Origin of the sequence: Mycoplasmoides genitalium G37, from assembly GCF_000027325.1 — a bacterium.
Classification (GTDB): Bacteria; Bacillota_I; Bacilli_A; order Mycoplasmatales; family Mycoplasmoidaceae; genus Mycoplasmoides; species Mycoplasmoides genitalium.
Genome location: NC_000908.2, coordinates 257,817 through 270,364 on the forward strand (window position 1 = coordinate 257,817; position 12,548 = coordinate 270,364).

A 12,548-nucleotide genomic window follows, 5' to 3' on the forward strand; every position below is an offset into this window, starting at 1 on the left:
TGGTCTTGTAGCTCAGTCGGTAGAGCAACGGTCTGAAGAACCGTGTGTCGGCAGTTCGATTCTGCCCGAGACCACCATTAAAAGTTTTTAAAAAAGCCCTAAAAAGGGGCTTTTTTAGTGTTACCACCAATTAAAATATTTTTATAGCAAGCAGTTGCATATTTTTAATATAAGTTAGAATTATTGGTATAGTGTCTTCAGCTGTTTAATTCATATTAAAGCGCATGGAAAAAAATAGATCAGCTTTTCAACAAAACCAACAAGCATCAAACCAACCTTTTAACCAAGATCAAAACCAGTATTACCAAGATCCTAACCAACAACAATTTAACCAATCTGGTTTTGATCCAAATCAACAGCAATTTAATCAACCAGGATTTGATCCTAACCAACAATATTATCAAGATCCCAATCAACAACAATTTAATCAAGCTGGTTTTGATCAAAACCAACAGTATTACCAAGATCCCAATCAACAGCAATTTAATCAACCAGGATTTGATCCTAACCAACAATATTATCAAGATCCCAATCAACAACAATTTAATCAAGCTGGTTTTGATCAAAACCAGTATTACCAAGATCCTAACCAACAACAATTTAACCAATCTGGTTTTGATCAAAACCAGTACTATCAAGATCCTAATCAGCAACAATTTAACCAGCCTAGTTTTGATCTAAATAACCAACAATTTAACCAACCTGGATTCAACCAATCCCCAGCATTTGAAATCACACCTCAAGAGCAAAAAGCTGAACAGGAAATGTTTGGTGAAGAACCACCTCAAGTAGTTAGAGAGATCCATGAACTACCATTTGAAAAGATCCGTTCTTTTTTACAAAGTGATTTTGATAGCTATAACTTTCGCTTAAACTCACTTAAAAGCAAACTGGATAATGCCTTGTATTCACTTGATAAAACAATCCAAAACACCAATGAAAACACTGCTAATCTAGAAGCAATTAGACATAACTTAGAACAAAAGATTCAAAACCAAAGCAAGCAATTAAGAACTAACTTTGATACCCAAAAGCTTGATGATAAGATCAATGAATTGGAGATCAGAATGCAAAAACTAACCAGGAATTTTGAATCTCTAAGTGAACTTTCAAAGCACAACTCTTATCCTAATTACTATGAAAAATTGTTACCAAATGGTGGTGATAGTATGACCAATGTCTTTGAAAAAGCACTAATGATGAATTTATTGAGAACTACATTACCCCCTCAACCCCAAGTTCAATACTACCCTCAACCCTATCCATACATAAGACCTTACTATGATGAACCTATTTACGCTGGGTTTAGAAGAAGGGGTTACCGTGATGACTTCTATGAATAAAAAGCGTGTTTTAACTAATGAAACCATTTGATAAAAAACCTTCGCTGCAACCAATTTATGACATTGGTTTTGATGATGGTTATCTCCAAAGTGAGTATGAAAAAAATCGTTCTAAAACCGATGTTGATAAGATCGAAAACCAGCTTTTAAAAGAGATTAAAAGCCTGGAAGATGAACTTAAAAACCTTAAGGGCTTGAAGAATCAAGCAGAAGATAATCCTGAACTTGATAAAAAGATTAACCACTTGGAAGTTGATCTAAACCGTTTGGTTAATGAATATAAAAACTTCCAGTTCCAAAAGAACCACATGGTTGATAAGGTTAGTGAACTTGATAACTTAACCCGTTTTTATAAGAATGAACTAACCCGCTTACAACAAGAAAACGCTGATTTTCTCAACTCCAAGTATGCTAATTTAGCTAACTTCCAAGCTAACTACCACAATAAACTAAATGATTTTCACCGCTTAATAGAAAATCAAAACCAAACCATTAACCGCTTAAACCAAAAGATTAATGGTAACCAAAATCTGATTGATAATAACGTTGCTTTACTGCAAAACCCCAACATCACAGTTGAAAAAAAGAACTACTTACTAAATGTTATTGATCAACTTTACAATGAGCTTGATCAACTTGAGAATCAAAAAAGATTATTAAGTATTGAGTATGAAAATACCTATAGAGAGTTAGTTAGTGCAGATAATGAACTGCAAAATGTTTATGAAAACATCGATCAAAATCAGATCCAGTTTAAACACCAATACCAAACTTATAGAGATGAGTTAAGTCAACTTGAGCGCAAGATCCAGCTCACCAAACAAGAGTTAGTTGATAAAGAATCAGCACTAAGAGTAAAGATAGATGATGCTGATTTTTACATTAATGCCCGTTTAGCTGAACTTGATGATGTAGCTAAACAACTTAGCTTTCAAGATGGTATTACCAAGCAAAATGCTCAACATGTTGAGGATAAGTTAGTTGCTTTAAACAAAGAAAAAGACCGTTTAAATACCCAAAAAGAGGCCTTTTTTAACTTAAGACAATCTGCTTTAATTGATATCAATAAACTCCAGCAGGAAAATGAACTGTTTGCTAAGCACTTAGAACACCAGCAAAATGAGTTTGAACAAAAACAGTCTGATAGCCTCTTAAAGCTTGAAACTGAATATAAGGCTTTACAACACAAGATTAATGAATTTAAAAATGAAAGTGCCACTAAGAGCGAGGAACTTTTAAACCAAGAACGGGAACTATTTGAAAAACGCAGGGAAATTGACACGCTTTTAACCCAAGCATCTTTGGAATATGAACACCAACGTGAGTCAAGTCAACTACTCAAAGATAAGCAGAATGAAGTAAAACAACACTTCCAAAACTTAGAGTATGCTAAAAAGGAGCTAGACAAAGAAAGAAACCTCTTAGATCAACAAAAAAAAGTTGATAGTGAAGCAATCTTTCAACTCAAAGAAAAGGTTGCTCAAGAACGTAAGGAGCTTGAAGAACTATACCTTGTTAAAAAACAAAAACAAGATCAGAAGGAAAATGAACTGTTGTTTTTTGAAAAGCAGTTAAAACAACACCAAGCAGATTTTGAAAATGAATTGGAAGCTAAACAACAGGAGTTGTTTGAAGCTAAACATGCATTGGAACGTTCCTTTATCAAACTTGAAGATAAAGAAAAAGATCTTAACACTAAAGCACAACAGATTGCCAATGAGTTTTCCCAACTAAAAACTGATAAGTCAAAGAGTGCTGATTTTGAACTAATGTTGCAAAATGAGTATGAAAACTTGCAACAAGAAAAACAAAAGTTATTCCAAGAACGTACTTACTTTGAAAGGAATGCTGCGGTTTTATCAAACCGGTTACAACAAAAACGTGAGGAGTTATTACAACAAAAAGAAACGCTTGATCAGCTTACAAAAAGCTTTGAGCAAGAACGGTTAATCAACCAAAGGGAACACAAGGAGTTGGTTGCATCAGTTGAAAAACAAAAGGAGATATTGGGCAAAAAACTCCAAGATTTTTCCCAAACTTCACTGAACGCTTCTAAAAATTTAGCTGAACGGGAGATGGCAATCAAGTTTAAAGAAAAGGAGATAGAAGCAACTGAAAAGCAACTGTTAAATGATGTTAATAATGCTGAAGTTATCCAAGCAGACTTAGCACAACTCAACCAATCACTTAACCAAGAACGCAGTGAATTGCAAAACGCCAAACAAAGGATTGCTGATTTTCACAATGATTCACTAAAAAAACTCAATGAGTATGAACTTAGCTTACAAAAACGGTTGCAAGAATTACAAACCCTTGAGGCTAACCAAAAACAACATTCATATCAAAATCAAGCTTACTTTGAAGGTGAACTTGATAAACTTAACAGAGAAAAACAAGCTTTTTTGAACTTACGTAAGAAACAAACTATGGAGGTTGATGCTATTAAACAAAGGTTGAGTGATAAACATCAAGCTTTAAATATGCAACAAGCAGAGCTAGATAGAAAAACCCATGAGTTAAATAATGCTTTTTTAAACCATGATGCGGATCAAAAGAGTCTACAGGACCAACTAGCAACTGTTAAAGAGACCCAAAAACTAATTGATTTAGAACGTAGTGCACTGCTTGAAAAGCAACGTGAGTTTGCTGAAAATGTTGCTGGTTTTAAGCGCCATTGGTCTAATAAAACTAGTCAACTCCAAAAGATTTATGAACTGACCAAAAAACAGGAAAGTGAGCAAACCCAAAAGGAAACAGAACTAAAGATTGCTTTTAGTGATCTACAAAAAGACTATCAGGTTTTTGAACTCCAAAAGGACCAAGAATTTAGACAAATTGAAGCTAAGCAACGTGAACTTGACAAGTTAGCTGAAAAAAATAATCAGGTCAAACTAGAACTTGATAACAGGTTTCAAGCGCTGCAAAACCAAAAGCAAGACACAGTACAAGCTCAGCTAGAACTGGAACGTGAACAACACCAGTTAAACCTTGAGCAAACTGCTTTCAACCAAGCTAATGAATCACTTTTAAAACAACGTGAACAACTCACCAAAAAGATCCAAGCTTTCCACTATGAGTTGAAAAAGCGTAACCAATTCTTAGCTTTAAAAGGGAAAAGGTTGTTTGCAAAAGAGCAAGATCAACAACGCAAAGATCAGGAGATCAACTGACGCTTTAAACAGTTTGAAAAGGAATATACTGATTTTGATGAAGCTAAGAAAAGGGAACTTGAAGAGCTTGAAAAGATCAGAAGAAGTTTAAGTCAAAGCAACGTTGAATTAGAGAGAAAAAGAGAAAAACTGGCTACTGATTTCACTAATTTAAATAAGGTTCAACACAACACCCAAATTAACCGTGATCAACTTAACAGTCAGATCAGACAGTTCTTATTAGAACGCAAAAACTTCCAACGCTTTAGTAATGAAGCTAATGCTAAAAAAGCCTTTTTAATTAAGCGCTTAAGAAGCTTTGCATCCAATCTAAAACTCCAAAAAGAAGCGTTAGCAATCCAAAAACTAGAGTTTGATAAGCGTGATGAACAACAGAAAAAAGAGTTACAGCAAGCTACTTTACAACTAGAACAGTTCAAGTTTGAAAAGCAAAACTTTGACATTGAAAAACAACGCCAACTAGTTGCTATTAAAACTCAGTGTGAAAAACTTAGTGATGAAAAAAAGGCACTAAACCAAAAGCTAGTTGAACTAAAAAACTTATCCCAAACCTATCTTGCTAATAAGAATAAGGCTGAATACTCCCAGCAACAACTCCAACAGAAATACACCAATTTACTTGATCTGAAGGAAAACTTAGAGAGAACCAAAGATCAATTAGATAAAAAACATCGTTCTATCTTCGCTAGATTAACTAAGTTTGCAAATGACTTACGTTTTGAAAAAAAGCAACTGTTAAAAGCACAGCGCATAGTTGATGATAAAAACCGTCTTTTGAAAGAAAATGAACGTAACCTCCATTTCCTTTCCAATGAAACAGAACGAAAACGAGCAGTTCTCGAAGATCAAATTTCTTACTTTGAAAAACAACGTAAACAAGCTACTGATGCGATCCTAGCATCACATAAAGAAGTTAAAAAGAAGGAAGGTGAACTGCAAAAGTTACTGGTTGAATTAGAAACAAGAAAAACCAAACTCAACAATGATTTTGCAAAATTCTCAAGACAACGTGAAGAGTTTGAAAACCAACGCTTAAAGCTCTTGGAACTGCAAAAAACCCTGCAAACCCAAACTAATTCCAACAACTTTAAAACCAAAGCAATCCAAGAGATTGAAAACAGTTATAAAAGGGGGATGGAAGAACTTAACTTCCAAAAGAAGGAGTTTGATAAGAATAAATCACGCTTATATGAATACTTTAGAAAGATGCGTGATGAGATTGAAAGAAAGGAAAGTCAGGTTAAGTTAGTTTTAAAAGAGACCCAAAGGAAAGCCAACCTCTTAGAAGCACAAGCCAACAAACTTAACATTGAAAAAAACACTATTGACTTTAAAGAAAAAGAGTTAAAAGCCTTTAAAGATAAGGTTGATCAAGACATTGATTCAACCAATAAACAACGCAAGGAGTTAAATGAGCTTTTAAATGAAAACAAGTTATTACAACAATCACTAATCGAAAGAGAAAGGGCTATTAATTCCAAAGATTCACTTCTAAATAAGAAGATAGAAACGATTAAACGCCAACTCCATGATAAGGAGATGCGGGTGTTGCGCTTGGTTGATAGAATGAAATTAGCAGAACAGAAATACCAAACAGAAATCAACCGCTTAAGAACCCAAACTTTCGATTCTGAAAAACAAGACATTAAAAACTTCTTCCCACCGTTATTTAAAATTAACGGTAATGATATGGCCTTTCCTTACTTGTACCCCTGACTATATCCTCAACAAAAGCAAGATGATAATACTCTGCAAATTCGTCAGCTTTTTGAACAGCAGCTGCAGTTCATGCAACAACGCTATGAAAATGAGTTAAATGAATTGCGTAGACAACGTAATTTACTTGAGAAAAAACTTGATCAAATCCAACTAGAATCCCAACTTAATAATAAGCAAAGTGAGTTTAGTAAGGTGGAATCAATGATGGAAAAACTACTTGAAAAAACTGAGAGTAGGTTAAATGATTTTGATCAGAAAATTAACTATCTCACCAAGAAAGTTAACCAACACAACACCTATCAACCAAGTTCCTATCAACCAACTCCTTCTTATCAAGACAGTGATAAACAACAGTTGTTATTTAGAATCCAAGAACTGGAAAAACAAAACTTATTCCAACAACAATTTCAACCTGCACCAGCTGTTGTCCAACAACCTACTAGTTTTGCAGCCCCTAACATCACCAAACAACAGCAAATTGCCCAACTTAATGCTGAAATTAACAACATTAAAAGGTTGATTGCCCAAAAAGCAGCAAGTAAATAAAGATGGTTAATAATGAATATCAACAACTAAACACTTTAGTTGAGAGTGATGATGAAGCGGATCTTGTGATTGCTAACCTAGTTAAACAACTCAATGAACTAAAGCAAATCCTTGTTTCACTAGATAATCAAGAAGCAAGTGCCACTGCAGTTACTGATAAAAAGGAAGAGGAATACAACCAAAACCAATCCAGTTTCCATAACTTCAGCAAAGAAACACTGCAAAAGCAAGCAAAACGTGGTTTTCTTTTACTGGAACGCTGTTCGTTGGTTGGGTTACAACAACTAGAGTTGGAGTATGTTAATTTGTTGGGCAGAAGTTTTGATTCTTATCAACAAAAAACAGAGCTTTTAAACAACTTAAAGGAGCTTGTTGATGAACATTTCAGTGATACTGAAAAAATTATCAATACCCTTGAAAAGATCTTTGATGTTATTGGCGGTAGTGAATATACCCCTGTCTTAAACTCGTTTTTTAACAAGCTTTTAAGTGATCCTGATCCAATCCAACGGGAAATTGGCTTAAGACAATTTATCATCACTCTCCGTCAGCGCTTTAAAAAGTTATCACAAAAGATTGACAGTTCTCTCAAACAGATAGAAACAGAGGCTAAAATAGCCACTGAACAGGTTCAAAATAGTGAAGTGATGTTCGGTCCCCCTGATATTGCTAATGATCATGAGTTAAACCTGAACTGACCTGATAGTGAAACAGATGCTATCTTAAGTTCAATGGAAAATGAATTGGAAGCTGCTTTATTAGCAAAACACCAAGAAGAACCACCGTTAATTGTTACCCCACCCAGCTTAATAAAACCAACTGTTAGTCAACCTGAAGTTGAAGTTGTTACACCTACTAACAACACTAATTTCCAACCCCAAGTTGATCTCAAACCTACTGATTTGAAAAAACAACAGAAGAAAAAACCACTTAACTTTATTACCCGTCCTGTTTTCAAAAGTAATTTGCCACCGAAACTAAGTAAGGATGACATAGTTCATTATGCGCACCAGTTACTTGAAAAAAATACCCATAATGAATAGTGATAGTGATCTAAAACTCCAAAAGGTGTGGATCGAGCGGCATGTTGATCAAGATGAACTTAGTTTAACAACTACTGCAGTTGAACTTAAAAAGAGTGATGAACAAAAACCTGTTGCCATTAAAAGTAGTGACTTTATTGGTCATGAAGAGTTAATCTCTGTTCCAGTTTTACTAATCCCAACCCCTGTTGTTAAAGAGATTGATCAACCAGCAGTTATTCCTCCAGTTAAAGCAAAACCAAAAGCAACTAAAAAGAAAACTCCTGTTAAATCAAAACCAACTAGTAAATCAACTAAACAAACAAAACCTAAACAATCCAAGCCCAAATCAAAACAAGTTCAACAAACCAAAGCTAAACCAACCCAAATTCAAACAAAAAAAAGCAATAAAAAAACCAGATCTTAATCTGGTTTTTTTAGTGTTAACAACAGTAGTTTTAACTAAAAACTGGAAAGGAATAGGAAGAACTACCTGGGGTTAATCCTAGTTTAAACCGTGCGGTGTTAAAGTAATTGCTTTTAGAGCGATAACTATTATTTTTATTCTCATTATCATCATCAGAACCATTGGCATTAGCTGTGGTACTTTGAAAAATGTCATTTACTGCATGTGCAACCCCAGTAAGTGCATTAACTATCATAATAAGTCCTGCACTAAAAGTTCAGAAAGATAATCCACCAACAACTTGCTTAGCTTGTGCTTTTTCTAATTTATACATATAACTCCTTTTGTCTATTAATCACATCTAAATCTAAAAGTGCCAAAGTTTTATAATTGATCAACTGTCATCATAGCTCAATAGGACAGAGTATCAGCTTGCGGAGCTGAGGGTTACAGGTTCGATTCCTGTTGGTGACGCCATTAACTTTATTTGCCTATCAGTTAAATAACTGGTAGGCTTTTTTATTGTTTTGTAGTTTATCAAGGGTTAATTTAAGTTGTAGTCATTTCATTTTGGACAAAAAGAAATTTTTATGCTAAGATAAAAGTGTTTAAAAGTGTCGCAAAGTGTGACAAAGTGGAAAAAATGCTGCTAGGTACCTTTAATCTTACCCTTGATAACAAGAACAGAATTAGCTTGCCAGCTAAGCTCCGTAGTTTCTTTGATAGCAGCATAGTTATTAACCGCGGCTTTGAAAACTGTTTGGAAATTAGAAAACCTGCAGACTTTGAGAGTTATTTTCAAACCTTTAATAACTTCCCTAACACCCAAAAAGACACAAGAACATTAAAACGCTTAATCTTTGCTAATGCTAATCTAGTTGAACTTGATAGTGCAAACAGAATCCTAATCCCTAATAACCTAATTAGTGATGCTAAGTTAGATAAAGAGATCGTGTTAATTGGTCAATTTGACCATCTTGAAGTTTGGGATAAAGTGCAATATGAACAATATCTAGCTAGTTCAGAATCACTAGAGACAGTAGCTGAAAGGATGAAAGATGCTAAATAACCAACAGATCCACCAGAGTGTACTGATCAATGAAGTGATCCATAACCTCAATATTAACCCTTGTGGTAACTATTTAGATCTAACTGCAGGGTTTGCAGGACACAGTCAAAAGATCTTAGAAAAACTAACAACAGGAACTTTAACAATTAATGATGTTGATAAAGAAAGTATTAATTTTTGCCAAAAGCTTTTTTTTAAAAACAACAACGTTGTTATTATTCACGATAACTTTGCTAACTTCCCAGTTCATCTTAAACAACTATCAATAACCAAGTTTGATGGGATCTTAATGGACCTTGGTGTATCAAGCCATCAACTCAACCAACCTAATCGCGGTTTTAGTTTTAAGAATGATGGACCGATTGACATGCGTATGGACCAATCCAATCAGAAAAATACCGCACTAACAGTTTTAAAAAACTTAACTGAACAAAAGTTAAGTCTAATCCTTAAAAAGTATGGTGATATTAAACACCCTAAACCAATTGCTATTGGATTGAAAAAAGCAGTTCAAACTGAAAAAAATCTTACCACAACTCAACTAGCAAAAGTGGTAAAAGAATGTGCTACTGGATTTGAAAAATACCAATCAAGAAACTATCTTGCCAAAGTTTTTCAAGCAATTAGGATCTATCTTAATGATGAGATTACTAATCTGAAAACTGCGTTAACTTTTATCCCTAATCTTTTAAAAAACAACAGCAGGTTTCTTGTGATTGTTTTTCACTCCATTGAAGAAAAAATTGTAAGGAATTTCATTGCAAAACTAACCAGCTTTATCCAACCTGAAGCTCTACCCATTAAACTCACTCCTGCTTACCAGTTAATTACAAAAAAACCAATCCTACCTTCCCAAAAAGAACTTGAATTAAACCCGCGTTCGCGTAGTGCCAAACTCTTTGTTATCCAAAAAAACTAGTATGTACAAACCAAAAAATATTAACAGCGTATTAACCTTTTATAAGGATCAGATCCAACTGGTTGTTAGTGATGATCAAAACCAGTTCAACATCTTGTTTTACCAAACAATTGATAACGATGGCTTTTATTCAAAACAACAGTTGAAAAACAAACTAAGACTCAAGTTAGCATTAAACCAACTAGTTGATCAAGCTAACTATTTTCTTGGTTTTAAACTGGAAAAGGTAGTTGTTGTTCTCGCTGAACTGATTGATGATTTGAAGATCCATAATTTCAAGAGTGAGATCTTTTTTACTGGTTATGATTTTGATCATAAAGCGATGATTAAAAAAGAAAAACAACGCTTTTGTGAGCAAAATAACCAACTAACAGTTATGGATACAATGGTTTTAAACTACCATGATGTTATTAACAATAAGATCACCAAAAGCTTTGCATTTAACAAGAGCTATGTAGCTAATTTAGTGGCATATTCCTCTAAAAGTAACCTGATCGGGGAGTTGAAGTTCTTTTTAAAAAGAAACGTTAATCTTAAGGTTAAGAAAATTATTAGTCACCACTTAGCATTAGCCAACTCCTTAAGTAAGAAACAAAACAACATGTTTGTTTATTTAGGACAAAAAACTACTGAACTGATGCTATTTATGGACAATGCTTTAGTTGATGTTATTACCAACCAGTTTGGTAAAAACCACTTTATTGATATTCCAGCTAACCAGGAAAACAAACCACTGCTTGAGTTTTTAGTTGATAACACCACTAAGATTGGTGATTGTTATTCGCTTGGTATGACCTATACAGATGGTGATAGTTACAAAGAGATTAAGGCTTTGACTATTGGTGATTTAATGCAAACAGTTAGTGACAAGATCAAAACCTTAATTGATTTTATTAACAGTGGTTCTCTAACTTTTTTCAACAAGTTTAAAACCTTACCTAAGCTATTGTATTTTTATACAAGATCAAAACAAATTACCAACCTTTTTCAAGCTAATGTTGCACTTATCAATCCCCAGTTTAAAACTGTTGATATTTATAAGAACAAGATCCAGTTTATTAGTGAAAACTACCTGTTAAGCTGTGAAGCGATTAGCTTGCAGATTACCAATAGAATCAAAAACCAAATTAGTTTTGATTTCACAAATGCTGATAATATTCAAAAACCTAAACCAAAAAAACACTTCATGATCTTATCAAAACACCTAACAAAGTTTGTCCAACGCTTGGTTAAATAACTATGGATGAAAATGAAACTCAATTCAACAAGTTAAACCAAGTTAAAAACAAGCTGAAAATTGGTGTTTTTGGGATTGGAGGTGCTGGTAATAACATTGTTGATGCATCACTTTATCACTATCCTAATTTAGCAAGTGAAAACATCCACTTTTATGCTATAAATTCAGATTTACAACACCTTGCATTTAAAACGAATGTTAAAAATAAACTCTTAATTCAAGACCATACTAACAAGGGCTTTGGAGCGGGGGGTGATCCAGCTAAAGGAGCTAGTTTAGCAATAAGCTTTCAAGAACAGTTTAATACACTTACAGATGGGTATGATTTTTGTATCTTAGTTGCTGGATTTGGTAAGGGTACTGGTACAGGTGCTACCCCAGTTTTTAGCAAGATCTTAAAAACTAAGAAGATCTTAAATGTTGCTATTGTTACCTATCCATCTTTAAACGAGGGATTAACAGTGAGAAACAAAGCCACTAAGGGGCTTGAAATTCTCAACAAAGCAACTGATAGTTACATGCTATTTTGTAATGAAAAATGTACAAATGGTATCTACCAACTAGCAAACACAGAGATAGTCAGTGCCATTAAAAACCTAATAGAACTAATTACTATTCCTTTGCAGCAAAACATTGATTTTGAAGATGTACGTGCCTTTTTTCAAACCAAAAAAACTAACCAAGATCAACAGCTTTTTACTGTTACTCACCCCTTTAGTTTTAGCTTTGATAGTAAAGATAGTATAGAACAGTTTGCTAAACAGTTTAAGAACTTTGAAAAAGTTAGTTATTTTGACCACTCTATAGTAGGAGCTAAAAAAGTGTTATTGAAAGCTAACATTAACCAAAAGATAGTCAAGCTTAACTTCAAGCAGATCCAAGATATTATCTGAACTAAAATTGACAACTACCAACTTGAGATTAGGTTAGGGGTTGATTTTGTGACAACCATCCCTAATATCCAAATTTTTATCCTCAGTGAACACAAAAATCCAGTTTCGCTTCCCATTGATAATAAATCAACTGAAAACAACCAAAATAAGTTGAAACTTTTAGATGAGCTGAAAGAACTTGGCATGAAATATGTTAAGCACCAAAACCAAATCTACTAATTAAT

General features: G+C 33.8%; 9 protein-coding genes and 2 tRNA genes. 10 read left to right on the top strand and 1 reads right to left on the bottom strand.

The genetic code is table 4. The annotated features are described in order from the left end of the window. Position 1: 1 nt before the first annotated feature. From MG_RS01270 to MG_RS01290, 5 genes are all read left to right on the top strand, one after another. Positions 2-77, top strand: a tRNA-Phe gene (locus tag MG_RS01270). Positions 78-224: 147 nt separating this feature from the next. Continuing rightward, a complete protein-coding gene (locus MG_RS01275) occupies positions 225-1,343 on the top strand; it encodes a cytadherence-associated protein P65 (RefSeq protein WP_010869376.1) in 1,119 nt (372 codons plus the stop codon). A gap of 17 nt (positions 1,344-1,360) precedes the next feature. After that, entirely contained in the window at positions 1,361-6,778 is a 5,418-nt protein-coding gene (gene hmw2 / locus MG_RS01280; RefSeq protein WP_010869377.1) for a terminal organelle tip protein HMW2, read from the top strand. A gap of 2 nt (positions 6,779-6,780) precedes the next feature. Then, positions 6,781-7,821 (top strand): MPN311 family protein, encoded by a 1,041-nt coding sequence (locus MG_RS01285; RefSeq protein ID WP_010869378.1) that lies wholly within the window; start codon positions 6,781-6,783, stop codon positions 7,819-7,821. Continuing rightward, positions 7,814-8,227 (top strand): hypothetical protein, encoded by a 414-nt coding sequence (locus tag MG_RS01290; protein WP_014894000.1) that lies wholly within the window; start codon positions 7,814-7,816, stop codon positions 8,225-8,227. The genes MG_RS01285 and MG_RS01290 overlap by 8 nt, the downstream gene beginning before the upstream one ends. Before the next feature lie 31 nt (positions 8,228-8,258). On the opposite strand, the gene MG_RS01295 is transcribed toward MG_RS01290, so the two are convergent. Next, on the bottom strand, positions 8,259-8,540 hold the full coding sequence (locus MG_RS01295) for an MPN313 family protein (RefSeq protein WP_009885758.1): 282 nt from the start codon (positions 8,538-8,540) through the stop codon (positions 8,259-8,261). A gap of 66 nt (positions 8,541-8,606) precedes the next feature. Here MG_RS01295 and MG_RS01300 point away from each other — a divergent pair. The 5 genes from MG_RS01300 (at position 8,607) to ftsZ (ending at position 12,543) form a co-directional block, all read left to right on the top strand. Beyond that, positions 8,607-8,683, top strand: a tRNA-Arg gene (locus MG_RS01300). Between the two features lie 166 nt (positions 8,684-8,849). Continuing rightward, complete coding sequence (gene mraZ, locus MG_RS01305; RefSeq protein ID WP_010869380.1) at positions 8,850-9,275, top strand: division/cell wall cluster transcriptional repressor MraZ; 426 nt, start codon at positions 8,850-8,852, stop codon at positions 9,273-9,275. Further along, complete coding sequence (gene rsmH / locus MG_RS01310) at positions 9,265-10,194, top strand: 16S rRNA (cytosine(1402)-N(4))-methyltransferase RsmH (protein WP_009885760.1); 930 nt, start codon at positions 9,265-9,267, stop codon at positions 10,192-10,194. The genes mraZ and rsmH overlap by 11 nt, the downstream gene beginning before the upstream one ends. 1 nt (position 10,195) lies before the next feature. Then, positions 10,196-11,431 carry an MPN316 family protein gene (locus MG_RS01315; RefSeq protein WP_010869381.1) on the top strand — a complete coding sequence of 412 codons (1,236 nt, stop codon included), beginning with the start codon at positions 10,196-10,198 and terminating at the stop codon, positions 11,429-11,431. A 2-nt stretch (positions 11,432-11,433) separates the two neighbouring features. Further along, positions 11,434-12,543 (top strand): cell division protein FtsZ, encoded by a 1,110-nt coding sequence (gene ftsZ, locus MG_RS01320; protein WP_010869382.1) that lies wholly within the window; start codon positions 11,434-11,436, stop codon positions 12,541-12,543. Positions 12,544-12,548: the final 5 nt, after the last annotated feature.